The sequence below is a fragment of the Pseudomonas lactucae genome, from assembly GCF_036688725.1.
Lineage (GTDB): Bacteria > Pseudomonadota > Gammaproteobacteria > Pseudomonadales > Pseudomonadaceae > Aquipseudomonas > Aquipseudomonas lactucae.
This window is the reverse complement of the sequence record NZ_JAQQPT010000012.1, coordinates 188162-214238: the sequence shown is the minus strand read 5'-3', so window position 1 is coordinate 214238 and position 26077 is coordinate 188162. Positions and strand designations below refer to the sequence as shown.

The 26077-nt window shown below is 61.1% G+C and carries 27 protein-coding genes; 14 read left to right on the top strand and 13 right to left on the bottom strand.

Annotation, left to right across the window (positions count from 1 at the left end; genetic code table 11):
- Positions 1–59 precede the first annotated feature (59 nt).
- Positions 60–299, top strand: a complete 240-nt coding sequence (locus tag V6M90_RS16025; protein ID WP_003172444.1) for a CopG family ribbon-helix-helix protein — start codon at positions 60–62, stop codon at positions 297–299.
- The gene (locus V6M90_RS16020) at positions 289–573 is read left to right on the top strand and encodes a type II toxin-antitoxin system RelE/ParE family toxin (RefSeq protein ID WP_042944318.1); all 285 of its coding nucleotides are present in this window, start codon (positions 289–291) and stop codon (positions 571–573) included. The genes V6M90_RS16025 and V6M90_RS16020 overlap by 11 nt, the downstream gene beginning before the upstream one ends.
- 59 nt (positions 574–632) lie before the next feature.
- Here V6M90_RS16020 and V6M90_RS16015 read toward each other — a convergent pair whose 3' ends face one another.
- Positions 633–1307: an NAD(P)H-binding protein gene (locus V6M90_RS16015; protein ID WP_003172443.1), complete on the bottom strand. Its 675-nt coding sequence runs from the start codon at positions 1305–1307 to the stop codon at positions 633–635.
- 86 nt (positions 1308–1393) lie between these two features.
- Entirely contained in the window at positions 1394–2542 is a 1149-nt protein-coding gene (gene yiaY / locus V6M90_RS16010) for an L-threonine dehydrogenase (RefSeq protein ID WP_003172442.1), read from the bottom strand.
- Positions 2543–2668: 126 nt separating this feature from the next.
- Between yiaY and V6M90_RS16005 the strand changes: the two genes are divergently transcribed.
- The 4 genes from V6M90_RS16005 (at position 2669) to V6M90_RS15990 (ending at position 7973) form a co-directional block, all read left to right on the top strand.
- Positions 2669–3685, top strand: coding sequence for a DUF4917 family protein (locus tag V6M90_RS16005; RefSeq protein WP_305428659.1), 1017 nt, complete (start codon positions 2669–2671; stop codon positions 3683–3685).
- Positions 3686–3781: 96 nt separating this feature from the next.
- On the top strand, positions 3782–4321 hold the full coding sequence (locus tag V6M90_RS16000; protein ID WP_003172439.1) for an RNA polymerase sigma factor: 540 nt from the start codon (positions 3782–3784) through the stop codon (positions 4319–4321).
- Positions 4318–5286, top strand: coding sequence for a FecR family protein (locus V6M90_RS15995; RefSeq protein ID WP_141064231.1), 969 nt, complete (start codon positions 4318–4320; stop codon positions 5284–5286). The genes V6M90_RS16000 and V6M90_RS15995 overlap by 4 nt, the downstream gene beginning before the upstream one ends.
- A 128-nt stretch (positions 5287–5414) precedes the next feature.
- A complete protein-coding gene (locus V6M90_RS15990; RefSeq protein ID WP_332846761.1) occupies positions 5415–7973 on the top strand; it encodes a TonB-dependent receptor in 2559 nt (852 codons plus the stop codon).
- A gap of 25 nt (positions 7974–7998) precedes the next feature.
- Here the strand turns inward: V6M90_RS15990 and V6M90_RS15985 are convergent, their stop codons facing one another.
- From V6M90_RS15985 to V6M90_RS15970, 4 genes are all read right to left on the bottom strand, one after another.
- On the bottom strand, positions 7999–9201 hold the full coding sequence (locus V6M90_RS15985; protein ID WP_003172434.1) for a class I SAM-dependent methyltransferase: 1203 nt from the start codon (positions 9199–9201) through the stop codon (positions 7999–8001).
- A gap of 175 nt (positions 9202–9376) precedes the next feature.
- Complete coding sequence (locus tag V6M90_RS15980) at positions 9377–9994, bottom strand: TPM domain-containing protein (RefSeq protein WP_332846760.1); 618 nt, start codon at positions 9992–9994, stop codon at positions 9377–9379.
- A gap of 31 nt (positions 9995–10025) precedes the next feature.
- Entirely contained in the window at positions 10026–10751 is a 726-nt protein-coding gene (locus V6M90_RS15975; RefSeq protein WP_332846759.1) for a TPM domain-containing protein, read from the bottom strand.
- Positions 10752–10769: 18 nt separating this feature from the next.
- On the bottom strand, positions 10770–11381 hold the full coding sequence (locus V6M90_RS15970) for a LemA family protein (protein ID WP_010212287.1): 612 nt from the start codon (positions 11379–11381) through the stop codon (positions 10770–10772).
- A 241-nt stretch (positions 11382–11622) separates the two neighbouring features.
- Here V6M90_RS15970 and bglX point away from each other — a divergent pair, with 241 nt between their 5' ends.
- Positions 11623–13914 (top strand): beta-glucosidase BglX, encoded by a 2292-nt coding sequence (bglX, locus tag V6M90_RS15965; RefSeq protein ID WP_141064235.1) that lies wholly within the window; start codon positions 11623–11625, stop codon positions 13912–13914.
- A 66-nt stretch (positions 13915–13980) separates the two neighbouring features.
- Here the strand turns inward: bglX and V6M90_RS15960 are convergent, their stop codons facing one another.
- Both V6M90_RS15960 and V6M90_RS15955 read right to left on the bottom strand, forming a co-directional pair.
- Positions 13981–15138: a phospholipase D-like domain-containing protein gene (locus V6M90_RS15960; RefSeq protein ID WP_332846758.1), complete on the bottom strand. Its 1158-nt coding sequence runs from the start codon at positions 15136–15138 to the stop codon at positions 13981–13983.
- 1 nt (position 15139) lies between these two features.
- Complete coding sequence (locus V6M90_RS15955; protein ID WP_332846757.1) at positions 15140–15721, bottom strand: YceI family protein; 582 nt, start codon at positions 15719–15721, stop codon at positions 15140–15142.
- Between the two features lie 554 nt (positions 15722–16275).
- On the opposite strand from V6M90_RS15955, the gene V6M90_RS15950 reads away from it, so the two are divergent.
- A complete protein-coding gene (locus tag V6M90_RS15950; protein ID WP_003172423.1) occupies positions 16276–16566 on the top strand; it encodes a DUF3077 domain-containing protein in 291 nt (96 codons plus the stop codon).
- A gap of 202 nt (positions 16567–16768) precedes the next feature.
- Here the strand turns inward: V6M90_RS15950 and V6M90_RS15945 are convergent, their stop codons facing one another.
- The 3 genes from V6M90_RS15945 to V6M90_RS15935 form a co-directional block, all read right to left on the bottom strand.
- Positions 16769–17062 (bottom strand): hypothetical protein, encoded by a 294-nt coding sequence (locus V6M90_RS15945; RefSeq protein WP_141064238.1) that lies wholly within the window; start codon positions 17060–17062, stop codon positions 16769–16771.
- Between the two features lie 199 nt (positions 17063–17261).
- Positions 17262–17576, bottom strand: coding sequence for a hypothetical protein (locus tag V6M90_RS15940; RefSeq protein ID WP_003172420.1), 315 nt, complete (start codon positions 17574–17576; stop codon positions 17262–17264).
- A complete protein-coding gene (locus V6M90_RS15935; RefSeq protein ID WP_003172418.1) occupies positions 17573–18646 on the bottom strand; it encodes a serine hydrolase domain-containing protein in 1074 nt (357 codons plus the stop codon). Before V6M90_RS15935 ends, V6M90_RS15940 begins: the two co-directional genes overlap by 4 nt.
- A 184-nt stretch (positions 18647–18830) precedes the next feature.
- Between V6M90_RS15935 and olsB the strand changes: the two genes are divergently transcribed.
- Positions 18831–19586 carry an L-ornithine N(alpha)-acyltransferase gene (gene olsB, locus V6M90_RS15930; protein WP_003172415.1) on the top strand — a complete coding sequence of 252 codons (756 nt, stop codon included), beginning with the start codon at positions 18831–18833 and terminating at the stop codon, positions 19584–19586.
- On the top strand, positions 19586–20377 hold the full coding sequence (locus tag V6M90_RS15925) for a lysophospholipid acyltransferase family protein (protein ID WP_141064239.1): 792 nt from the start codon (positions 19586–19588) through the stop codon (positions 20375–20377). Before olsB ends, V6M90_RS15925 begins: the two co-directional genes overlap by 1 nt.
- Before the next feature lie 71 nt (positions 20378–20448).
- Here the strand turns inward: V6M90_RS15925 and V6M90_RS15920 are convergent, their stop codons facing one another.
- Positions 20449–21033: an acyl carrier protein phosphodiesterase gene (locus V6M90_RS15920; RefSeq protein WP_305428651.1), complete on the bottom strand. Its 585-nt coding sequence runs from the start codon at positions 21031–21033 to the stop codon at positions 20449–20451.
- Between the two features lie 154 nt (positions 21034–21187).
- Between V6M90_RS15920 and V6M90_RS15915 the strand changes: the two genes are divergently transcribed.
- Genes V6M90_RS15915 through V6M90_RS15905 form a run of 3 tightly spaced genes read left to right on the top strand, consistent with a single transcriptional unit; the run spans position 21188 to position 23768 of the window.
- Complete coding sequence (locus tag V6M90_RS15915; protein WP_042944312.1) at positions 21188–21514, top strand: ArsR/SmtB family transcription factor; 327 nt, start codon at positions 21188–21190, stop codon at positions 21512–21514.
- Between the two features lie 11 nt (positions 21515–21525).
- Positions 21526–22692, top strand: a complete 1167-nt coding sequence (locus tag V6M90_RS15910) for an MFS transporter (RefSeq protein ID WP_003172411.1) — start codon at positions 21526–21528, stop codon at positions 22690–22692.
- A gap of 26 nt (positions 22693–22718) precedes the next feature.
- Positions 22719–23768: an alkene reductase gene (locus V6M90_RS15905; protein ID WP_003172410.1), complete on the top strand. Its 1050-nt coding sequence runs from the start codon at positions 22719–22721 to the stop codon at positions 23766–23768.
- A gap of 242 nt (positions 23769–24010) precedes the next feature.
- Here the strand turns inward: V6M90_RS15905 and V6M90_RS15900 are convergent, their stop codons facing one another.
- Entirely contained in the window at positions 24011–24643 is a 633-nt protein-coding gene (locus V6M90_RS15900; protein WP_003172409.1) for a TetR family transcriptional regulator, read from the bottom strand.
- Positions 24644–24931: 288 nt separating this feature from the next.
- Here V6M90_RS15900 and V6M90_RS15895 point away from each other — a divergent pair, with 288 nt between their 5' ends.
- Positions 24932–26074 (top strand): efflux RND transporter periplasmic adaptor subunit, encoded by a 1143-nt coding sequence (locus tag V6M90_RS15895; RefSeq protein WP_003172408.1) that lies wholly within the window; start codon positions 24932–24934, stop codon positions 26072–26074.
- Positions 26075–26077 lie beyond the last annotated feature (3 nt).

Genomic DNA, 26077 nt, shown 5'->3' with positions numbered 1-26077 from the left:
ACCGTTGCTGTGGCGACAAGGTAGTATGTTGCACTACAGATCACTACGTTGAGGTTCATATGTCCGTTATGTCTCTACGCATACCCGAAGACATTGCCCACACACTTGCCAGTCTCGCCAAGGCTACCGGACGCAGCAAATCCTTTCTTGCTGTTGATGCGCTACGCGAATACTTGACACGTGAAGCGTGGCAAATCGAAGAGATTCAAAAAGCACTGAAAGAAGCTGATGCGGGTGACTTCGCAACAGCTGCCGAGGTAAAAGCTGTCGCCGACAAATGGCGCAACAATGCAGGTTGAGTGGCTGAGGGCTGCCCTTAGAAACCTTGACGATGAAGCGGCTTACATCGCCGAAGAAAACCCCAAAGCCGCCCATGAGTTTGTCCAGGCGATTTTGAGTGGCCTTGAATACGTCGCGAAGTTCCCAGCGATGGGGAAGGAGGGTCGAGTACCTGGGACGCGCGAATGGGTGGTGCCTCGCTGGCCATACATCGTCCCCTACAGAATTCGAGAGGGGCGATTGCAAGTAATGCGGATTTTCCACACCCGTCGCCAACCGCCCTCATCCTGGTAGCGTCTATCGAGACGTGTAAACACCCTGCGGCCGGCTGATCAAGCTGTGTTTGTGCAACCTCAGTGCCGCTCGCTGGCCAGGCGATGAATCTGGGCCTGCTCCACCAGCGGTTGCGGCGCGCCATGACGCACCGCCGCCAACATCGCACGGCCGACTGTTTCGGTGCTCACCACCCAGCCCGGTTTTACCCGACGCACCAGCGACAGCAACGGCCCGAGCGCGCTGTAGAACCACTGGTACAACGGCGTCTTCGAGCGTACGCCATGCAACGGCTGGATCACTCCCGGCCGGAACAGATACACCGCCTTGAACGGGAGGCGCAGCAACGCGTTCTCGGTCTTGCCCTTGACCCGTGCCCACATCGACTTGCCCGCTTCGGAACTGTCCGTACCGGCGCCGGACACGTAGATAAACGTCATCTGCGGGTTAAGCCGCGCCAGCGTGCTGGCGGCAACCAGCGTCAGGTCATACGTGAGGTGGGTGTACTTGACCTCGTTCATACCCGCCGAAGAAACACCGAGGCAAAAGAAGCACGCGTCGAAACCCTGCAGCAGGTTTTCCAGCGGTTGGAAATCCAGCATGTCGCTGTGCAGCACCTGGTGCAACTTGCCGTGTTCCTGGGTCAACGGTGTGCGGCCAACGGCGACGACTTCCTGAACGTCGGCGGCCAGCAGGCATTCACGCAGAACACCCTGGCCGACCATGCCGGTGGCGCCGAATAACAGAACTCTCATAAGGGACCTCAGCGGCAAGCCGCAAGCTTGAAGCTCAAGTGCAAATCAACTTGTAGCTTAACGCTTGCGGCTCAAGGCTGCCCCTATCAAAACGCGCTGCGGAAAATCTCCTCGATCTGGCGCTGGTCCGCACGGCGTGGGTTGGTCAAACCGCAGGCATCCTTCAGCGCATTACTGGCCAGCAGTGGGATGTCCTGCAACTTGGCCCCCAGGTCGCGCAAGCCGGCCGGAATGTCCACGTCCAGAGCCAGGCTGCGGATCGCGGCGATGGCGGCCTGGGCACCCTCTTCATCGGTAATACCGCGAGTATCGGTGCCCAACGCACGGCCTACATCGCTCAAACGTTTGGCGCAAACGCTGGCATTGAAGCTTTGTACATGGGGCAGCAACACCGCATTGCACACGCCGTGGGGCAGGTCATAGAAGCCGCCCAACTGGTGCGCCATGGCGTGCACGAATCCCAGGGAGGCATTGTTGAAGGCCATGCCGGCGAGGAATTGCGCATAGGCCATGTTTTCCCGCGCGGCCTTGTCGCTGCCGTCGCGTACGGCCAGGCGCAGATTGGCGCTGATCAGCTCGATGGCCTTGATGGCGCAGGCGTCGGTGATCGGCGTAGCGGCCGTGGACACGTAGGCTTCGATGGCGTGAGTGAGGGCGTCCATGCCGGTCGCGGCGGTGAGCCCCTTGGGCATGCCGACCATCAGCGACGGGTCGTTGACCGACAGTAAAGGGGTGACGTTGCGGTCGACGATGGCCATTTTTACGTGGCGGGTTTCGTCGGTGATGATGCAAAAGCGCGTCATCTCGCTGGCGGTGCCGGCGGTGGTGTTGATGGCCACCAGCGGCAGTTGCGGCTTGGCCGATTGGTCGACGCCTTCGTAGTCGCCGATACGTCCGCCGTTGGTGGCGCACAGGGCGATGCCCTTGGCGCAGTCATGGGGCGAGCCGCCGCCCAGAGACACCACGAAATCACAGGCACTTTGCTGCAACAGTGCCAGGCCTTTCTCGACGTTTTCCACATTGGGGTTGGGCTTGGCGCCGTCGTAGATTACCGAATCGATGTCCTGCATCGCCAGCTTCTCGGCGATCATACTGGCCACGCCCGCCTTGGCCAGGCCGGCATCGGTGACAATCAGCGCCTTGCGAAAGCCATAGTTGTGAATGGCGAGCATGGCTTCGTCGAGGCAGTCGGTGCCCATGATGTTGACGGCGGGAATGAAGAAGGTGCTGCTCATGGCGAATCCTCGGATGACGTTTATGCCCTACAGCATCGGCCTCACATGGCTGCGGCATCTTGATCAGGATCAACGCCGGCTCGTGATAAAGTCACCACCCAGCCGATTTCGAGTAGAACCGCCGCAATGAAGGATTTCCAGGATGTTGACGCCCACCTTGAAGACTGGAGCGCACTGCGCGCTGCCTGCGACTTCAGCGGGATTCTGATCGGCAACGGCGCAAGCCGCGCTATTTGGGAAGACTTTGCCTACGACTCACTGTTCGAAAACGCCCGCACAGTCGAAGAAAAACCCCTGGGCCAATCCGAGCTCAGCGTGTTCGACGCCCTGCAAACCCGCAGCTTCGAGCAGGCCCTGGGAGCGTTGAAAACCACCAGCCGGGTCAACAAGGCCCTGGCCGTCAGCTCGGCGGCGCCGCGCAACCGCTACTACGCGATCAAGGAAGCCCTGATCAATACCATCCACAGCGTGCACATCCCGTGGCGCCTGGTGCAGCCGTCGACGCTGGCGACGATCAACACAGAGTTGAAACACTACGCGACGGTGTTCACCACCAATTACGACCTGCTCAACTACTGGGCAATCCTGCACGCCTGCGGTATCGACGACCTGTTCCGCAGCGCCGATGCCAGTTTCGACCTGCGCAACACCCACACCGATACCCCCCGTATCCTTTACCTGCATGGCGGCCTGCACCTGGTGCGCAACCTCGACGGCACCGCGCGCAAATTGCCCTCCACCGACAGCACGTTGCTCAGCAGCTTCGCGATCAACAATACGATCAAGACCCTGGACGATGTGCCGTTGTTCGTCAGTGAAGGCAAGGTGGAGGAGAAGCTCAAGAGTATCCGCAGTTCGGATTATCTGTCGTTCTGTTATGAGCAATTGCTGAGCCACGCGGGCGCGTTGTGCATCTTCGGCCATGACCTGGGGCCGCAGGATAAACACCTGGTGGATGCAATTGGCCAAGCCAATGTGAACACCCTGGCGATCTCGGTATCGGGACGCAGCGATGGCTTTATTCGCCAGCAGAAGCGCCGGTATTCGCAGTTGTTCGATGGCACGGGCGTTGAGCTGAAGTTCTTTGCAGCACGCACGCATCCATTGGGCAATCCGGCACTCTCAGTACCTGTGGAACGCTGATCAAATCGAGTGAATCCTTTAAATAGAGACAAATGACAATAATTCTCGATAGTATTCGCGACTTTTCCCAGTCGCGCTTCGTCAAGAAGGATATCCATGTCTCGTCCCCAGCCCGACCCGTTGTCGGCCGACGCCGTTCGCGGGGTTTATACGGATATTCTGTATTTCCTGCGCAAACGCACGGACAACGCCAGCGACGCGGCGGACATGACCCAGGATGTCTTCACCCAATGGCTGGATTACGGCGACCGGAGCAAGGTCGAGCAGCCGCGGGCGTTCCTGTTCCAGATGGCACGCAACCTGCTGCGTGATCACTGGCGCAAACAGAAGGTGCGCCAGACCGTTCATTCCGATCAGCCGGACAGGGACGCGGAACCTGTCACCGAGGAGCAAAACGAGCCCATGGCCGCTGCACTTCGCCTGCAACGCTTGGAACAGTTGAAGGAAGTCCTCACCGAACTCTCGCCGCGCAGGCGAGAAGCCCTTATGCTGCACCGCTTCGAAGGCCTGAGTCAGGCGCAGATCGCCGAGCGCATGGGGATTTCGACCAGCATGGTGGAAAAGCACATCGCGTTTGCCCTGCTGCACTGCAAGCGACGCCTTCAACCCGAACCCGGCACGGAGCAGCCAGAATGAACCGCCTGAGCGACACCGACGCCCTGGATATCGAAGACAGCGACGCCATCGATGCCCAAGCCGCCAGTTGGTTTGCCCGCAACCGCAACGACGCGGGGCGTGCCGACCGCAAGGCCTTTGCCGCCTGGCTGGCCGAGCCTGCCCATGCCCGCGCCTATGCCGAGTTCGAGCAACTGTGGGCGGACCTGGCCCAGTTGCAGCAACTGAACAAGCCCGTTGTGCTGCCCGCGCGCAAACCGTCGATCTGGCGCCCGGCGGTGGCGGTGGCGGCCGCCTTGTTGTGCGCAGTGCTGTCGCCCTATATCGGCGCGCCCCTGGAGACTTATCACACCCAGGTCGAAGCCCAAGCCAAGGGCATGCGCACCTTGACCCTGCCGGATGGCAGTACCTTGTATGTGAATGCCAACACCGGTCTGCGCGTGGACTTCACCGCGCAACGGCGCATCGTGCACCTGGACAAGGGCCAGCTGTACCTCGAAGTGGCCGCCGATAAAGAACGACCGCTTTATGTGCAGGCAGGCGAGGCGTCCGTACGCGTCGTCGGCACCGGGTTTGATGTGCGGCGCAGCCCGCAGCAACTGGTGGTCAGCGTCGCTCACGGCCAGGTCGCCTTCGAGCCGGCTGCGAACAGCCCGGTCACCCTGCTCGGCGCCCGGCAACGCGCCAGCTACAGCTATGCCAAGGGCACCGTGCAGCAGCAAACGCTCACCACCGAAGAGGTGGCGGATTGGCGCAGCGGGCACCTGTCGTTTCGCAACCGCGAACTGGCCAGCCTGATCGATGAACTGAGCCTGTACCGGCCCCAGGCGCCCTTGCAGGTCAGTAACGCCGTGGCGCACCTGAAGATTTCGGGCAACCTGGATGTGAATGATCCAGACGCCCTGCTCAATGCCCTGCCCGCCCTGCTGCCGGTGAAAACCGTGGCGTCGGCCGATGGCATCCTGCGGATTGAGCCGAACAAATAATCCGCCAAGCCCACACATGAGAATATTTTGCATTTGCATGTGTGGTTTTTTTTGGCTGCCCCGTCTTCCTCCCGTCTGCGTTTGATACGCACACCTTTTTTGGCCATTTGGCCGCACCGGGGGATTTCATGTTTCGCGCGCCTTGCCCTGTTTCGCACCTGTTTTTCCGACCGACCGTTATCGCCGCCGGCCTGGCCTTCAGCCTCACTGCCCAGGCCGAATCGCTGCGCCTGCAACTGCCCGCCCAGCCGCTGGCCGCGTCCCTGAGCCAGGTGGCGCAACAGGCAAAAATCCAGCTGCTGTTCGATGAAGCGTTGCTCAACAACGTGCAGGCACCAGCGCTTGACGGCGACTTCACAGCACAAGTGGCGATTCGCACCCTGCTGAAAAACAGCGCGTTCACCCTGGTCATGGTGGGCAGCACCTACGTGGTAAAACCCATTGATACCAAGACCACCCAAAGTGGCGCGATCCAGCTGGATGCCCTGAGCGTGATCGGCACCGGCAATGAAGTCGACTCCAGCACCGTCGGCCGCTCCACCCTGAGCCAGGCGGATATCGATCGCTACCAGGCCAATAACATCCCCAGCCTGTTGCAGACGCTGCCTGGTGTCAGCCAGGGCGGTTCGCTCAAGCCCGGCGGCCAGACCATTAATATTCGCGGTTTCGGCGATGCCGAAGACGTGCCGTTGACGGTCGATGGCGCCACCAAGAGCGGCTTTGAGCGCTACCAGCAAGGCACGGTGTTTATCGAGCCCGAGCTGATCAAGAGCATCGAAGTCGAGAAAGGCCCCAACTCTCCGTTCACCGGTAATGGCGGTTTCGGCGGTACCGTCAACATGACCACCAAGGATGCCCCGGACCTGCTGGAGGAAGGCCGCAACAGCGGCGCGATGCTCAAATACGGTTACGCCAGCAACGACCACGAACAGGTCTACAGCGGCGCCGTGTACGGCCGCACCGAAGACGGCCGTTTCGATGCCCTGGCCTATTTGACCCAACGCGACGGCGGCGACATGAAAGTCGCCGCCAAGTTGCCCAACGAAAACAACCAATACCCGATCAACCCCCAGCGCCTGCCCAACACCGCCCAGGATGTGGACGGCAAACTGTTCAAGATCAACGCGCACCTCACCGATGAACACAGCGTCGGATTTTCCTACTCGCGCTCCCACAGTAACCGCTGGACACCCTTTTCCGCGGCCAGCTACCCGACACCCCCCACCCAGGCCAACATCGACCGTTATGGCTACGAAGGCGCGCTCAAGCGATTTTTAGCCCACCGCGACACCGTCGACACCACCTGGTCGGGCAAGTACGAATACCAGCCACTGGACAACCCCTTGGTGGACCTGACCGTCAAGTACTCACAGTCCAACACCGACCAGACCGATGCCCGCGACGACACGGCGTTTTTTCAGTTGGCCACCGGCGGGCGCAGGATGGACACCGCCTACACCGACAAAAACCTCGATATCCGCAACGTCAGCCTGTTCGCCACTGGCCCCTTGCAGCATGCGCTCACCATCGGCGGGCAGGTGCGCAAGCACATCCGTGAAACCGAAATGTGGATGCCCGGCGCCACCTACAACACGCCGCGCTACAACAACGGGCACTTCCAGCCGGGCTTCATGCCCCATGGCAAGGTCGATACCAACAGTTTCTTCATTCAAGACGCGGTCACGTTGGGCGACGTGACGGTCACGCCGTCGCTTCGCTACGACCATGTGCGCAACCGTGGCGAAGCCAACGATGCGCCGTACTACAGCAACCCCGACCCGGCGGTCGGCCATGATTACAGCGACCGCACCTACACCGGCTGGTCGCCACGCCTGGCGGTGTTCTGGACCGTCACCCCGCAGGTCGGGCTGTTCGCCAACTGGAGCCAGACCTGGCGTGCGCCGGTGATCGACGAGCAATACGAAGTGCAAGGCGTGGGCAACCGCACGGCCACCAGCGTGGGCCTGGACCCGGAGCGCATCACCTCGATCACCGTGGGCAACATCACCAGCTTCGACAAGCTGATCACCCAGGATGACAACCTGCAAATACGCACGACGCTCTTTCACAACAAGGTCGAAGACGAAATCTTCAAGGCCACCGGCGTAGGTTGCCAGAACCAGGCGGTCAACGGCGGCACCATTGCCACTGCGTGCCCACCGGGGGCGATGGCCAACTATCGCAACATCGGCGGCCTGACCATCAAGGGCTTTGAAGTCGAGTCGTTCTACAACTCCACCTACCTGTTCGGCTCGGTGTCCTACGCCTATGCCAAAGGCCAGCACGAAGGCGCCTATACCAACCCGTGGGGGCCGGACGTCTCGGCACGCGATATTCCGCCCACCAAATGGGTGCTGGTGCTGGGCACAAACATCCCGGCGTGGGATGCCCAGGTAGGCTGGATGGGGCAATTCATCGGCGCGACCGACCGCCTGCCCAGCGATAACTACTCAGGCGGCCCCGGCTCCAGCGTCGGCGACCAGTTCTACGACCAGTACGGCAACAAGCGCTACAACACCCAGGGCCTGTTCGCCAAATGGAAGCCGCAGCAGGCTTACCTCAAGGGCACCGAGGTCAACTTCACCCTGGACAATATGTTCAACAACAACTTCCGCCCGGCCCTGAGCGGCGACCGCGCCTACACCAAGGGGCGTGACGCCAGGATCAGCGTGACGCGCTTCTTCTGACGCTTACCGTGGCGAGGGAGCCGCTTCAGCCCAACATTCCATCCGCGCGCAGCAAGGTTTCCAGGCAGTGTTCGGTGATGTGGTAGAACGCCTTCAGCGCCTGGATCTTCTCCAGCAACTGCGCGTTATCCACAGGCTCGGCGCGCTTGACCGCCAGGATCATCTTGTTTTTGTTGGTGTGTTCCAACGAGATGAACTCGAACACCTTGGTTTCATACCCGCAGGCCTCCAGGAACAGCGCACGTAAAGTGTCGGTGACCATTTCCGCCTGCTGGCCCAGGTGCAGACCGTATTGCAGCATCGGCTTGAGCAGCACCGGGCTCTGGATCTGCAGGCGGATCTGCTTGTGGCAGCATGGCGAGCACATGATGATCGACGCACCGGAACGGATGCCGGTGTGGATCGCATAGTCGGTAGCGATGTCGCAGGCATGCAGGGCAATCATTACGTCCAGTTCGCTGGGCGCCACACTGCGCACGTCACCGCATTTGAACACCAGCCCCGGATGTTCCAGGCGGGCGGCGGCGGTGTTGCACAAGGTCACCATGTCTTCGCGCAGCTCTACGCCGGTGACTTCGCCTTGGGCCTTGAGGGTGTTGCGCAGGTAGTCGTGGATCGCAAATGTGAGATAGCCCTTGCCCGACCCAAAATCGGCGACGCGCACCGGTTGATCGAGCTTGAGCGGTGAAGAGGTCAGCGCATGGCTGAACACTTCGATGAACTTGTTGATCTGCTTCCACTTGCGCGACATGGAGGGGATCAACGCCTGTTTGGCGTCGGTCACGCCCAGGTCGGCGAGGAACGGCCGGCTCAGGTCGAGGAAGCGATTTTTCTCGCGGTTATGTTCGGCCGAAGGCGCCTCGCGCAGTTGCTGCGGCTGACTTTTGAACAGCGAGCTTTTGTTCTTCTTGCTGTATTCCAGCTGCGCTTCATCAGTCAGCGACAGCAGGTGCGCGTTCTTGAACGAAGCCGGCAGCAGCTCGGCAATCGCCGCCACACCGTCGGCCAAGGGCAAATTCTTGGTGATGTCGCGGGTCTTGTAGCGGTAGACGAAGGACAGGCACGGCTGTTCCTTGACGGTGACCGGCTTGATGATCAGCCGTTGCAACTCGGCTTGCGTGCCCACGTACTTGGCCAGCACCAGCTTGATAAAAGCGTTCTGCGCCAGGCTTGCGCTCAGCAGTTCGATGAACTGGGCGTGATGATCCGGTTGAGCAGTGACAGACATGAACAAAAACGCCTCGGGCAGGGAATGCCGGGCATTTTAGGGGGGATGGGAGTTAAGGGCACGGGGTTATTTGCTCAGTGGTCGATTCCAGCAGCCACAGTAGATCCAAATGTGGGAGGGGCGGTGCGACGATTCGACTTGCTCCCTCCCACACTTTTGCTCAGTGGTGTCTGGTTTATTCGAGTACCACCAGGCGATTGGGCAACTCATTACGCGCCTGAGTCACCGGCACATGCACCTTGAGCAATTCGCCACAGGCCTCAATGCAACTGATAAACCCCGCCAGCGTCTGCCCCTGCTTCACCTGCTGGGTAAACACCTTGACGATGGCATCCCAGTTGCTGTCATCCAGGCGCGTGGAAATGCCCTCATCCACCAGAATCTCCACATATCGCTCCGCCTCGCTGACAAAAATCAGCACGCCGGTGCTGCCGACTGTGTGGTGCAGGTTCTGCTCCAGGAATTGTCGGCGTGCCAGGTTCGAAGCACGCCAGTGGCGCACCGAGCGGGGGATAAGCCGCGTGGTGACCGTGGGCAGCCGAAACACCAGGCACAACACGATGAACGTCGCCCACTGCGCCAACAACAGGGTGTACATGGTCAGGTAGCCCGACACGTAATGCACCACCCCCGGCACCACCAACGCGATCAAACTGGCCCACAGCAACGGGATGTAGGCGTAATCGTCGGCACGCGCGGCCAGTACCGTCACCAGTTCGGCATCGGTCTGTTGCTCGACCCGGGCGATGGCTTCGGCGACTTGGCGTTGCTCGTGTTCAGTCAGTAATGCCATGGTTCTACGTGCTCTTTTCTCGTTATTGTCATCACCAGCCGCCCGAAGCGCCGCCGCCGCCAAAACCACCACCGCCGCCACGGAAACCTCCACCGCCACCGCCGCCGCCGCCGCGCCCGCTGCTGCTGAGGATCGCCAGCAGGATCGTACCCACCGGCAGGCCCATGCGATTACACAGCCACAACACGCCGATCAGCAAAACAAACAGGCCAATGGAAAGCCCGGGATTATCCCTGGCAAAGTTGGCATCCGCCACATGGGCGGGCACCGCCAAGGGTTCACCACCGACCACCCGGATCATCGCAGCCACGCCGTCGCTGATGCCCTGGCTGAAATTGCCGGCCTTGAATTTGGGCACAATGACCTGGTTGATGATCACCCAGGACTGCGCGTCGGTCAGCACGCCTTCCAGGCCATAGCCGACTTCGATGCGCAATGTGCGCTCGGCGCGGGCGACGATCAACAGCGCGCCGTTGTCCTTGCCCTTCTGGCCAATGCCCCACGCGCGGCCCAATTGATAACCGTAATCCTCAATGGTCGTGCCTTGCAGGTCGGGCACGGTGACGACCACGATCTGGTCACCCGAGGTTTGCTCGAGCGCCTGCAACTGCTGGGTCAGTTGCTCGCGCACCGCCGGATCGATCATCTGGGCGGTATCCACCACCCGCCCGGTCAACGTCGGGAAGGTCAACGCCGCCTGCGCGGCACCGACCCAGGCCAACAGCCACAGCGCCAGACCTATCCGTAATAAACGCATCGACACCTCAGTGCAGCCTTATTTGAACTTCACTTGCGGCGCTTTATCGGCATCGGCGCTGGTGGCTTCAAATGTCGCGCGGATCGGCAAGTCGCTGTACATCACGCTATGCCACAGGCGACCGGGGAAGGTGCGGATCTCGGTGTTGTAGGCCTGCACGGCCTGGATAAAGTCGCGACGGGCCACGGCGATGCGGTTTTCAGTGCCTTCCAGTTGCGATTGCAGGGCCAGGAAATTCTGGTTGGCCTTGAGGTCCGGGTAGCGTTCGGACACCACCATCAAGCGGCTGAGGGCGCCGCTCAAACCGTCCTGGGCTTGCTGGAACTGCTTGAGTTTTTCGGGGTTGTCGAGGGTGCTGGCATCCACTTGGATCGACGTGGCCTTGGCCCGCGCTTCGATCACGGCGGTGAGGGTGTCCTGCTCATGCGCGGCGTAGCCCTTGACCACTTCCACCAGGTTGGGGATCAGGTCGGCGCGGCGTTGGTACTGGTTCTGCACCTGGCCCCAGGCGGCTTTGGCCTGTTCGTCCAGGGTGGGAATGTTGTTGATGCCGCAACCGCTCAGCACCGTGCTGATCAATAGCAAAGCCGCGGCTTTCAAGCCCCAGCGGTAACCCTGTGCTGCTTGCATGGTGTTTCTCCTGCCCAATCTTGATGGAATATGACGACTAACCCTATAAACCGCGCGCTTGGGGCATAATCCGCCACCACTGGATTGCATCGAGCCAATCAGCTACAAAGATGCCCAGCGCAAATAAGAGTTCCGAGTGTGCTGCATTTATCGGAACAACACCCGAACAACAATAGACGCTCCCCACATTTTGGCCGACGGCATCCATGGATGCTGCGCAGTGAGCCGAAAAAGGATATTCATGAAAAAGCTGTGTTTGCTCGGCCTTGTTGCCACTCTGGCCAGTCACCCCGTATGGGCAGAAACAAAGCCTGCTGCGCTTAAAGACAAGGACGCCTTCGTCAGCGACCTGCTCAAGCAGATGACCCTCGATGAAAAGATCGGCCAATTGCGCCTGATCAGCATCGGCCCCGAAATGCCCCGCGAGCTGATCCGCAAGGAAATCGCCGCCGGCCGCATCGGTGGCACATTCAACTCCATCACCCGCCCGGAAAACCGTCCGATGCAGGACGCGGCCATGCGCAGCCGCTTGAAGATCCCGATGTTCTTCGCCTACGACGTGATCCACGGCCACCGCACCATTTTCCCGATCAGCCTGGCCCTGGCTTCCAGCTGGGACATGGACGCCATTGGCCGCTCCGGGCGCATTGCCGCCCAGGAAGCCGCCGCCGACAGCCTCGACATCACCTTCGCGCCGATGGTCGACATCTCCCGCGACCCACGTTGGGGCCGCACGTCCGAAGGTTTCGGCGAAGACACCTACCTGGTCTCGCGCATTGCCGAAGTGATGGTCAAGGCCTTCCAGGGCGCGAGCCCCGCGAACGCCGACAGCATCATGGCCAGCGTCAAGCACTTCGCCCTGTACGGCGCGGTGGAAGGCGGGCGCGACTACAACGTGGTCGACATGAGCCCGGTCAAGATGTACCAGGACTACCTGCCACCCTACCACGCGGCGATCAAGGCCGGTTCCGGCGGCGTGATGGTGGCGCTCAACTCGATCAACGGCGTGCCCGCCACCGCCAACACCTGGCTGATGAACGACCTGCTGCGCAAGGACTGGGGCTTCAAGGGCCTGGCCGTGAGCGACCATGGCGCGATCTTCGAGCTGATCAAGCACGGCGTGGCCAAGGACGGGCGCGAAGCCGCCAAGCTGGCGATCAAGGCCGGTATCGACATGAGCATGAACGACTCGCTGTACGGCAAGGAACTGCCGGGGCTGCTCAAGTCCGGCGAGATCGAGCAGAGCGACATCGACAACGCCGTGCGTGAAGTACTCGGTGCCAAGTACGACATGGGCCTGTTCAAGGACCCGTACCTGCGTATCGGCAAGGCTGAGGACGACCCGGCCGACACCTACGCCGACAGCCGCCTGCACCGCGCCGATGCGCGTGATATTGCGCGCCGCAGCCTGGTGCTGCTGAAAAACCAGCACAACACCCTGCCCCTGAAAAAATCCGCGACCATCGCCCTGGTCGGCCCGCTGGCCAAGGCGCCGATCGACATGATGGGCAGTTGGGCCGCCGCCGGTAAACCCGAGCAGTCGGTGACCCTGCTCGACGGTTTGAACGCGGTGATCGGCGAGAAAGGCAAGATTATCTATGCCCGTGGCGCCAACATCACCAACGACAAGGCGGTGGTCGACTACCTCAACTTCCTCAACTTCGATGCCCCGGAAGTAGTGGATGACAAGCGCGCGCCGCAGGTGATGATCGACGAAGCGGTCAAGGCCGCCAAAGAGGCCGACGTCGTGGTGGCCGCCGTGGGCGAGTCCCGCGGCATGTCCCACGAGTCCTCCAGCCGCACCGACCTGAACATCCCGCAAAGCCAGCGCGACCTGATCAAGGCCCTCAAGGCCACCGGCAAACCGCTGGTGCTGGTGCTGATGAACGGCCGTCCGTTGTCGATTCTCGAAGAGAACCAACAGGCCGACGCGATCCTGGAAACCTGGTTCGCCGGCACCGAAGGCGGCAACGCCATCGCCGACGTACTGTTCGGTGACTACAACCCGTCGGGCAAGCTGCCGATCACCTTCCCACGCTCCGTGGGGCAGATTCCGACCTACTACAACCACCTGACCATCGGCCGACCGTTCACCCCAGGCAAGCCGGGCAACTACACCTCGCAGTACTTCGATGACACCACCGGGCCCCTGTTCCCGTTTGGTTATGGCCTGAGCTACACCACGTTCAGCCTGTCGGACATGGCGCTGTCGTCCACCACCTTGAACAAGACCGGCAAGCTCGACGCCAGCGTCACCGTGCAAAACACCGGCAAGGTCGACGGCGAAACCGTGGTGCAGCTGTATATCCAGGACGTGGCCGGCTCGATGATCCGCCCGATCAAGGAGCTGAAGAACTTTCAGAAAGTCATGCTCAAGGCCGGCGAAGAGCGCACGCTGCACTTCACCATCACCGAAGAAGACTTGAAGTTCTACAACACCCAGCTCAAGTACGCGGCGGAACCGGGTGAGTTCAATGTACAGATCGGGCTCGATTCCCAGGATGTGCAGCAGCAGACGTTCGAACTGCTCTAACGCGTGACGCGGTCAAAAAATGTGGGCGGGGCTTGCTCCCTCCCACATCTGACCTCAGTGTTCTTGCTAACCGCGCCGGTCCAGCAGGTTCACCACCAGCCGATCTACCCATCCCCACACCCGCTGCTTCACCCGCCGCAACACTGGCCGTGCCTTCCACGCTTCCAGGCTGACCACCTGGCTCTGGGCAAAGTCCGCAGTAAAACTCATCACCACTGCCTGTGTAAGCTCAGGGTCCAGCGCTTCCAGATTGGCTTCCAGGTTGAAGCGCAAATTCCAGTGGTCGAAATTGCACGAGCCGATGCTCACCCAGTCATCCACCAGCACCATTTTCAGGTGCAGGAAGCACGGCTGATATTCGAAAATCTGCACGCCTGCACGTAGCAGGCGCGGGTAATAGCGGTGCCCGGCGTAACGCACCGATGGGTGATCGGTACGCGGGCCAGTCAGCAGCAAACGCACGTCCACACCGCGCCCTGCGGCACGGCGCAAGGCGCGGCGCACGCTCCAGGTCGGCAGGAAGTACGGCGTGGCCAACCAGATCCGCGTCTGACTGTTGTTGAGGGCGCGGATCAGCGATTGCAGGATGTCACGGTGCTGGCCGGCGTCGGCATACGCGACGCGGCCCAGGCCAGGCCCGGTCGCCGGCACCTTGGGCAGGCGCGGCAAACCGAAATGGGTTGCGGGTTTCCAGGCGCGGCGAGCCGCATTGGCGTGCCATTGGCGGTCGAACAACGCCTGCCAGTCCAGCACCAGCGGCCCGTTGATCTGCACCATCACTTCATGCCACTCGGCGGTGTCCTGTCCAGGTGTCCAGAACTCATCGGTGACGCCGGTGCCACCGACCACAGCGACGCCCTGGTCAACCAACAACAGCTTGCGATGGTCGCGGTACAGGTTGCGCATCCAGCGTCGCCAGCTCAGGCGATTGTAGAAACGCAACTCCACACCCACATCGGTCAAGCGCTTGCGCAGCCCGAGGGTAAACGCGAGGCTGCCGTAATCATCGAACAGGCAACGCACCCGCACGCCGCGCTCGGCCGCCTGCACCAGCGCCTGCACCATGGCTTCGGCGCAGGCACCGGCTTCCACCAGGTACAACTCCAGATCGACCTGACGCTCGGCCCGGGCAATGCCCAGCAGCATCTGTGGAAAAAAACGCGGCCCGTCGATCAACAACTCGAACCGGTTGGCGCTGCGCCACGGGAATACCGCGCCGGCCACGTCAGCGCGCCGTGAAAATCAGCACCGCACCCACCGGCACCGACAAACTGATCGACTTGAGCCCCGCTGCTTCACGCAACGCCGCCACTCCCGGCGCCAGGTCGAAATCCTCGGCATGCAACACCAAAGGTTCCAGCGTCACGACCTGAAAACGCCGATCATCCAGGCGCGTGGCCAGCAACTCGGCGCTGTAGGTCTGGGTCTTGCCGTGCAGCGTCACTGAAAGCGGCAGGCGCAGTTCCAATTGCGCGCCAGGAGCCAGGTCGTTGATCGGTTGCAGGTTGATCTGAGCACTGATCAACGCTTCCGGGAAGGTCTTGACCTGAAACAGCGTATTGCGCATGCGTTCATCACGCAGCGGGATGCCGCTGTTGACCGACTCCAGCTCCACCTCCAACTGCGCCGCCCCCTTGCTGTCGACCTTGCCGTGCAACACCAGAAAGCGCTGCACTTCGGCGACTTCGGTGTTTTTGGTGGTGACGAAAGACAGGCGTGAGGACTCGTTGTCCAGGTACCAGTCGGCGTGGGCGGGGACGGCGAACGCGGCCAGCAGGGCCAAAGCCAGGGGTCTGACGTTGAACATAAACACTCGTGGGGCAAAAAACCTGCACGAACCTTAAGCGCATGTCACGAACGGCGCAAACCCAAATGTGGAAGCGGATTTACTGTGGCGAGCAAGCTTGCTTGCGCTGGGGTGCGAAGCGCCCCCAAAAAGCCGGTGGCGACTACGCGATCAAGGGGGGCGGTGCCACGACCCGACAACCTCCCTCCCCACAACAGCGATTTGCCACCGGTTGCGAGGGCACGTACATAGCGTTAATCTCCCTACCGTCGCTGCTCATCAGCGACCGGGCGTGGAATCCCGAGAAAGAAGACGCCACAGCGTCGTCATACAATCAGTCGGCGCTTTTTTGTGCCCGCTGTTTGTGCTTTATGGCGGCTGTGCGTGGGAGGCCTTGTGCCTGCCGAGTCGCTTCTTCTCGGATTCCAACCTGCGTACAGCTGCCACCCTCACGCTTGGAATCGTGACTGGCAGCTCATTTGGGTAGTACCAAGGAGCAAGTTTATGCCGTACGAAAAAACCTCGATTCAAACCGCAATGCCCGCTCAGAACCTCCGGAAATCAGGAGGTCAGCAATGAGCACCCCACTCTCAGCAGAAACCGTTGGCGCTCAAAACTTCGGCGAATGCGGCGAAGAAAACAGCGATTTGAAGCTGTTTCGCGTCAACGCCGGGGTCCCGATTCTGGAAGCCCTTGAACACGCAGCGCACGTGCTCTACTACGCAAACATGCTCTCACTTGAAGCCGCTATGGATCCCAGGGCGGAGAGGTTCGCGTTTGCCTCGCACTACCTGGGTGAGATGGGCAAAGCTATCATCGATGATCTGGTCCTGGGGTTGCAGCCAGGAGGCCCCCACCCGCAGTAAGTAGTTCGCGCCCGGTGCATCGCATCGGGCGCCTGAAGCTCGCTATCAGCTCCCCCCTCGATACCCGCCCACCGCCGATTCACCAGAAAAAACAACTGCCTCGCTGGCCATTTCGGAGCACCCCCGATTAATCTGTAGCTCTGCACATTGCCGGGTAGCTGTCGCCAACTGCAAGGCTGTGACGAAACCGGCGCAGCGGACATTAAGGACGAACAACATAACGCCAAGGTAGCGACCAACCGGTGTTATCACCTACGGAATTGTCAGGTTCCAAATGACGTGTAACGAAATCATATTCATGTGGTGGTAGTTTTTTCGTAGCAATACTGAAATTGCGACCAGCCTGGGCGACCCCTCGCCCCACCTCTTCGCCGGTACCACTAACGCAAGCGATAATAGTCATTACATACTGGCCGGTGCTGCCCTCAAGCTTGCCTTCAATAAGTGCAGTATTAGAAGTTAGGGGTGTTACCCCTGTAATCGTTGTTCCAGGCATTTTCTTCACCTCTTACGAGTATCGGTTGATGATGCCTTGACAGTGTTGGTCGTATATTTTTTTACGGCAGCTGTTAGAAATCACAGTTCCGATAAACGGCAGCGCAGCTGCAGGTTGCTCTTGAAGCGCGGGATGGTGTCGTAATGGGCGTGAGCACGCCAAATCAAAGGCCTTTCCCCTACGCGATGTCATGCCAAACTCACGGCAACAACCGACACCCCTGCCGCTCCCCCACCCACCGCGCCGTGTGCGTACGCCCCAACCCACTCGCCGTCACTTCACTGCGCTCGGGGTTATCCCTGAACGCACTGGTGGGCACGTACTGCTTCACATACCCCAGGCAATACTGCGCCGGGTTGTTCGCCACGTACCGGCACGAGCAGTACTCCTTGGCGGTGTACGCCGCGATGATGTCGGGGAAGGCTTGCAGGTTGACGCGCTCGTGCCACACCCAGCCGAGCAGGGCGAGCAACAGCAGCAGAAACACGCTGGTGAACGGCCGACGACGAATCATGGCTGCACCGCCGCGAGCACGCGTTTGAGCAGTTCGTTGTGACGATAAGCGCCGTCGCGATCATCGCCGTAGCGCACGATCACCAGGTGTTCGGCGGGCATTACGAACAGCGCCTGGCCCCAGTGACCGAGGGCGGCGAAGGTGTCGGCGGGGGCGTCGGGCCAAGGCTTTGGGGTGCCTGTGTTGAGCCACCAATGGCCACCGGGGACGGCTTCGTCCTGGCCGGTTTTGTAGTGATCGAACGGCCGGCGGTTGAAGGCGACCCACTCCTTGGGCAGCAACTGTTGCTCGCCCCAGCGTCCGTCCCGTGCCATCAGCAAGCCGATACGCGCCAGATCGCGGGCGGTGAGGTAGGCGTATGACGAGGCGACGAAGGTTTCGTCGGCGTCGGTTTCCCAGGTGGCGTTGTGAATGCCCAGCGGTTTGAACAGCGCATCCCACGGGTAACTCATGTAGGCCTTGTGGCCGAGCATGCCCTTGAGCGCGGCGGACAATAAATTGCTGTCGCCACTGGAGTAACGGAACGCCTGGCCCGGCGCGCTGAAGGTGTCCATGCTGGCGGCGAACTCCGCCATATCGGTGTGACCACGGGTATAGAGCATCGCCACTACCGAGGATTTCAGCGGCGCGTATTCGTAGTCTTCCTGCCAGTCCAGGCCCGAGGCCCAGTGCAGCAGGTCGGCCATGGTCACCGTGGGGTGCTGTTTCATTGGCGGATAAAAACGCGCCACGGGGTCGCTGAGTTTGAAGCGGTTATCGCCGTAGGCCACGCCGAGCACCGTGGCCATCAGGCTTTTGCTGATCGACCAGGTCAGGTGCGGCGTGCTCACGGTGGTGGGCGCGGCGTAGCGTTCATAAACGATCTGGCCATCGCGGATCACCAATAGCGCATCGGTGCGGACGCCTTGGCGGCTGGCGTCATCACGTGGAGGGAAAGCGTAGGTGTCGAGGGCGTCGACGGCGGGGCCGGCCAGTGGCGTGCCCCTGGCCCAGTCCTTGTCGGGCCAGGTGTCGGCGTGGGCGGTAACGGTGACGAGCAGCAGGGCAACACACAACAAGCCTCTGACCATGGACACGAACTCAAGGGGGCATTCAAGCCCGCGAGGCTAGCCCAGACGTATGACAGATTGGCGACAAAGAGGCTGTCATCCAAGCGTCACCATAACTTCATGGAGATGACACCGGGGCTCCATAGCCTGAGTTTGGACAAACAAGTCGACCGGCCGAACAGTGGCTGGCACTCGGAGATTCGCCATGACTCAGATCGCCCGCATCAGCGACACCGGCAATGAACGCCGTCTGCAAGCCGAACGCCTGGTTGGCGCACAGGCATTGCAGGAAGCACAGGCCCTGCGGTTCAACGTGTTCAGCGGCGAGTTCAACGCCAAGCTGAAAGGCGCGGAACTTGGCCTGGACATGGATGACTATGATGTTCACTGCAGCCACATCGGCGTGCGGGATTTGAACAGCGGCCGGCTGGTCGCCACCACCCGTTTGCTCGACCACCAGGCCGCCAGCACTCTGGGCCGGTTCTATAGCGAAGAAGAATTCAGCCTGCACGGTTTGCTGCACCTGCAAGGGCCGATCCTGGAGATCGGTCGCACCTGCGTCGACCCGGCTTACCGCAACGGCGGTACCATCGCGGTGTTGTGGGGCGAGTTGGCCGAAGTGCTCAACCAGGGCGGTTACAGCTACTTGATGGGCTGCGCGAGCATCCCAATGCACGACGGCGGCATCCAGGCCCACGCGATCATGCAGCGCCTGCGCGAACGCTACCTGTGTAACGAACACCTGCGCGCCGAACCGAAAAAACCATTGCCGGCGCTGGACCTGCCGTCCAACGTCATCGCCGAGATGCCGCCGCTGCTCAAGGCCTATATGCGCCTGGGCGCGAAGATCTGCGGCGAGCCGTGCTGGGACGAAGACTTCCAGGTCGCCGACGTGTTCATCCTGCTCAAGCGCGATGAGTTGTGCCCGCGTTACGCGCGCCACTTCAAGGCGGCCATGTGATGAGCCGCCTGCGCGTGTACGGGCGCATTGCCCGCGTGCTGGTGGTGGTGGCGCTGGGCTTGAGCATGGCCAGTGTGTTTGGCCTGTTCGAACGCTTGGGCGTGGCCAACTCGATGGTGCGCCGCCAACGCTGGTCGCGGTTCTTTATGGCCCGACTGACCAACGCCCTGCCCTTTCGCGTGACGGTGCACGGCGAACTACCGACGCAGCCGATGCTGTGGGTGAGCAACCATGTGTCCTGGACCGACATTCCGCTGCTCGGCGCCGTGGCGCCGATGTCGTTTTTGTCCAAGGCCGAAGTGCGTACCTGGCCGGTTGCCGGTTGGTTGGCGGCCAAGGCCGGCAGCCTGTTTATCCGCCGCGGTTCCGGTGACAGCCAGTTGATCCGCAAGCAGATGACCCGCCACCTGGAGCAACAGCACCCGCTGTTGATGTTCCCGGAAGGCACCACCACCGACGGGCGCAGCCTGCGAACCTTCCATGGTCGCTTGCTGGCCAGTGCGATCGATGCGGATGTGTCGCTGCAACCGGTGGCGATTCGTTACCTGCGCGATGGACAGGTGGATGCGTTGGCGCCGTTCATTGGCGATGACGATTTGCTCTCGCACCTGATGCGCCTGTTCGGCAATGATCAGGGCGATGTGGAAATCCATGTGCTCAAGCCGATTGCCTGCGCCGGGCAGGAACGTGCGGCGCTGGCGTTCCAGGCGCAGCAGGCGGTGCAGAAGGCGTTGTTCGGGCCGTTGCCGGAGACTGAGCAGGTAGACGCCCGACCTGCCTTCGCTGCCTGACATGAGCTAAACACTGTTCCAAATATGGGAGGGGCTTGCTCCCGATAGCGGGAGCAAGCCCCCTCCCACATTTAGATCTCGGTATTCAGTTGGTGTTGTGCGAATGCCTGCAACTCGGGGTAGAACACCCGGAAGTCTTCACTCAACGGTTCGTACAGTTCATGCAATTCGCGCATTGCAAACCCTAGCGCGTCGGGGTCGCTCAGCCGTCGCGAAATCCCCCACAACACCTGCTCCATCACCGCGAACTCACGGTACGAGCCCAGCCAATCGTCCGCCGCCATATACGGTGCAATCTGCGCCAGCCGCCCCGGCAGCTGCGGTTCGGCCGCCAGTACGCGGTACACCTGCGCCGTAAAGCGCTCCAGCGGCTGGTCGGCATACAGCGCCCAATCCCGCGCCAGGCAGTGATCGAAAAACACATCGAGGACAATTCCCGCATAACGCCGGCGAGTCAGGCTGAAGCGCGACAACGCCTCGCCCACCAACGGGTGGCTGTCGGTAAAGCGATCGATAGCGCGGTGCAACTGGATCGCCGCTTCGATGGGCGGGCTGAACTGCCCTTGCAGGCGGCCCTTGACGAAATCGCCATACAGGCTGCCCAGCAGTTGCGCTGGAAGTTGGCCGCCCAGGTGCAGATGTGCGAGATAATTCATGGCGCGCAGTCTAGCACTGCCGCCAACGTATCGTTATAACCCGATATACCGATTTAGCCTGGACTCAGATCAAAATCATATTGGTATATCGGGATATAGCGATTTAAAGTTCGCCTCATCGCGATATAACGCTTCAAGCCACCGAGCAACTGCCATGTCCATCGACCTCGACGAAATAATAAAAGCCCTGGCGCACCCAGTACGACGAGACATCCTCACCTGGCTCAAAGACCCGAAAGTGCAGTTCCCCGAGCAACTGCACAACCACGAATACGGCATCTGTGCCGGGCAGATCGACCAGCGCTGCGGCTTGTCCCAGTCAACCGTGTCGGCCCACCTGGCGACCTTGCAACGGGCGGGACTTATCAGCAGCCAGAAGGCCGGGCAGTGGCATTTTTTCAAGCGCAATGAGGACGTGATCCAAGCCTTCCTCGCGGCGCTTATCACTGAACTCAGCGCTGAAATCAGCGCGCCGCTGTAAAGGACACGAAAATGCCTCTCTCGCTACTTATCCTGGCCCTGAGCGCCTTCGCCATCGGCACCACCGAGTTCGTCATCATGGGCTTGCTGCCCGATGTGGCGGCGGACCTCGGCGTGTCGATTCCCGGCGCCGGCTGGCTGGTCACCGGCTACGCCCTGGGCGTCGCCATCGGCGCGCCATTCATGGCTCTGGCCACCGCCAGGTTGCCACGCAAGGCGGCCCTGGTAGCGTTGATGGGGATCTTCATTATCGGCAACCTGCTCTGCGCCCTGGCCAGTGACTACAACGTGCTGATGGTTGCCCGTGTGGTCACCGCACTGTGCCATGGCGCGTTCTTCGGAATCGGTTCGGTGGTCGCCGCCAACCTGGTGCCGGCCAACAAACGCGCTTCGGCCGTGGCCCTGATGTTCACCGGTTTGACCCTGGCCAACGTGCTCGGTGTGCCGCTGGGCACCGCGCTGGGCCAGCAAGCCGGCTGGCGCTCGACCTTCTGGGCCGTGACAGTGATTGGTGTGGTCGCGCTGATCGGCCTGATCCGCTTCCTGCCGGCCAAGCGTGACGAAGAAAAACTCAATATGCGCGCCGAACTGGCGGCCCTCAAAGGTGCCGGTATCTGGTTGTCGCTGAGCATGACCGCGCTGTTCGCCGCGTCCATGTTCACCCTCTTCACTTACGTTGCGCCGCTGCTCGGCGATGTCACCGGCGTGTCGCCCAAAGGGGTGACCTGGACGCTGCTGTTGATCGGCCTGGGCCTCACCGTCGGCAACATCATCGGCGGCAAGCTGGCCGACAAGCGCCTGGCGGCCACCCTGATCGGCGTGTTTATCAGCATGGCCGTGGTGACCACCGCGCTGAGCTGGACCAGCGTCGCGGTGATCCCGACTGAAATCACCCTGTTCCTGTGGGCCACCGCCTCGTTTGCCGCCGTGCCGGCGCTGCAGATCAACGTGGTGACCTTCGGCAAGGCCGCACCGAACCTGGTATCCACCTTGAACATCGGCGCCTTCAACATCGGCAACGCCCTCGGCGCCTGGGTCGGCGGCAGCGTAATCGCCCACGGTTTCGGCCTGACCAGCGTGCCTTTGGCGGCGGCGGCCCTGGCGATCCTTGCGCTGCTGGTGACCCTGATTACTTTCCGTCAGAGCGGCGACGCCGACCTGGCCCCTGCGACCAACTGATCAACTCACTTGAAGGGTGTTATCTCATGACGACTATTTTCGATCCGATCACACTGGGCGACCTGCAACTGTCGAACCGCATCATCATGGCGCCGCTGACCCGCTGCCGTGCCGATGAAGGCCGCGTGCCCAACGCGCTGATGGCCGAGTACTACGTGCAGCGTGCCTCCGCCGGGCTGATCCTCAGCGAGGCCACTTCCGTGACGCCGCTGGGCGTAGGCTACCCGGACACGCCGGGCATCTGGTCCAACGATCAGGTACGCGGCTGGGCCAACGTGACCAAGGCCGTGCACGGCGCGGGCGGCAAGATCTTCCTGCAACTGTGGCACGTGGGCCGCATCTCCCATGAGTCGTACCTGAACGGCGAAACCCCGGTGGCGCCGAGCGCGATTCAAGCCAAGGGCCATGTCAGCCTGGTGCGTCCGCTGGCCGACTACCCGACGCCGCGCGCCCTGGAAACCGCTGAAATCGCCGACATCGTCGACGCTTACCGCACCGGTGCCGAAAACGCCAAGGCGGCCGGCTTTGACGGCGTGGAAATCCACGGTGCCAACGGCTACCTGCTCGACCAGTTCCTGCAAAGCAGCACCAACCAGCGCACCGACAACTACGGTGGCTCCCTGGAAAACCGCGCGCGCCTGCTGCTGGAAGTGACCGATGCCGCCATCGAAGTCTGGGGCGCCGGCCGTGTGGGTGTGCACCTGGCACCGCGTGCGGATGCCCATGACATGGGTGATGACAACCTGGCGGAAACCTTCACCTACGTCGCCAGCGAACTGGGCAAGCGCGGCATCGCGTTTATCTGCTCGCGCGAGAAAGAAGGCGCCGACAGCCTCGGTCCACAACTGAAGAAAGCCTTCGGCGGCGTGTACATCGCCAACGAGCGCTTCACCAAGGACAGCGCCAACGCGTGGCTGGAAGAGGGCAAGGCGGACGCAGTGGCGTTTGGCGTACCGTTCATTGCCAACCCGGACTTGCCGGCGCGCTTGAAGGCCGATGCGCCGCTGAACGAAGCGCATCCGGAAACCTTCTACGGCAAGGGCGCGGTGGGTTACATCGATTATCCGACGCTGTAATCACCTGAAACGCAAACCAAATGTGGGAGGGGCACCGCCCCTCCCACGTTTTGACCGCATGTATCCGTTTGGTAACATCGCTTCACAGAACCGCAACAAAATCCCTACAAAATACTTAGGCGGCTACCTATCAACCGCCCGCCAGCCCGTATATAAAGTCACCCCACCTATCAGGCAGAAGGACGATTGACTGTCCTTGGGCTTTACTGTTGACACAACCTGATGCAATTACGCATTTTGTCTCAATTGCGCAGGCTGGGGCTCAAGCGCAGCATATCGAGCCCCGCGTCCACCCAGCGTTCGGCTTCCTGGTGCAACTGGAAGCTGTCGGGTACCAGCAACCATTGACCGATCAGCCCGTTGATGTAGGCATGAATGCACACGGCGGCGCGGGTAGTGTCGAGATTTTCCGGAAGCTGTCCGCGATGGACCGCGTTACGCAGTGTCAGGCCGATGCGCAGGTTGCATTCCAGGCTGTGGGTCTGGCGCTGGCGGCGCATGTCACACATTTCATCGGTGAATTCGCACTTATGAAACAAAATCTCGTTGATGCGCCGGGTTTTCGGGTCCAGGGCCACTTGATGAAACAGATGAATCAGCAGCTTGCGCATGCAGCCCAGCGGGTCGAGCTCATCCTCGCTTTCGCTGGCCCTGGCCAACTCATCCAGCGGCTCATGCAAGGTATCGAGCAGCGCCTGCAGCAGATCGGATTTATTGCTGAAGTGCCAGTAGATGGCGCCCCGCGTCACACCGGCCAACGCGGCGATATCCGCCAACGTAGTCCGCGCAACGCCGCGCTCGTAAAAAGCGTGCTCGGCGGCATCGAGAATTTGGCTGCGCGTTTCCTGAGCTTCCTCTTTGGTGCGACGAACCATGGCAGTACAACCTCAATCAGGACACTTGAGACTATCGTTAACGCAGCGTTAATAGACGTTAACGATCATCAGAGAATTTTGTGGGGCGAACACCGTCATGGGTGCCGAACGTAATGAAATCGAGGTTTCGAACGTTGCTTTGTCAACATTGCGCGAAACCTGTCAAGAGTTTACAAACAACCATGAACGTAAGTATATTGCGTAGCAAGCTACTTATCTACTCGCCGTTTGTTTTTTACCCTTCCACACTTCTTGTGCGCACCCTGCGCGCCTGACCCGAGGATCTTCATGCAACTTAAGCCAGCTGTTACCGCTCTGGTCACTGCCGTCGCCCTGGCATCGCTGCTCAGCGGATGTAAAAAGGAAGAAGCGGCTCCGCCCGCTCAAATCCCTCAGGTCGGCGTGGTCACCATTCAACCGCAAGCCTATACCCTGACATCCGAGCTGCCAGGCCGCACCACCGCCTACCGCATCGCGGAAGTTCGCCCACAGGTCAATGGCATCATTCTCAAGCGCCTGTTCAAAGAAGGCGCGGACGTGAAGGAAGGCCAGCAGCTTTATCAGATCGACCCGTCGGTGTACGACGCGACCCTGAAAAGCGCACAAGCCACCCTGACCCAGACCAAGTCCATCACCGACCGCTACAAGCAGTTGGTCGATGAACAAGCCGTCAGCCGCCAGGAATACGACACCGCCGTCGCCAACCGCATGACCGCCGAAGCAAACGTTCAAACGGCCCAGATCAACGTGCGTTACACCAAAGTGTTCGCGCCGATCTCCGGGCGTATCGGCCGTTCTTCGGTGACCGAAGGCGCGCTGGTCAGCAATGGCCAGGCCGATGCCATGGCGGTGATCCAGCAACTGGACCCGATCTACGTCGATGTGACGCAGTCGTCCGCTGAAATGCTCAAACTGCGCCGCGACCTGGAAAGCGGCCAGCTGGAAAAAGCCGGCGCCAATGCCGCCAAGGTCAAGCTGACCCTGGAAGATGGCAGCGACTACGGCCAGGAAGGCAAGCTGGAGTTCTCCGAAGTGTCGGTCGACCAAACCACCGGTTCGGTGACCCTGCGCGCCGTGTTCCCCAACCCTGACCACAACCTGTTGCCGGGCATGTTCGTACACGCCCAGTTGCAAGCCGGTGTGAACAGCAAGGCCATCCTGGCACCGCAGCAAGGCGTGACCCGCGACATCAAGGGCATTCCGACGGCGCTGGTGGTGACCAAGGACAACAAGGTCGAGCAACGCACCCTGGTGGCCAACCGCACCGACGGCGCCTACTGGCTGGTGGAAAAAGGCCTGGATGCCGGCGACCGTGTGATCACCGAAGGCCTGCAGTTCATCAAGCCGGGCATCGAAGTCAAGGTCAAGGACGCTGACAACGCCAAGCCCGCCGGTTCCGCTCCTGCTGCCGCTGCTGGCAAAGGGGAATAACCC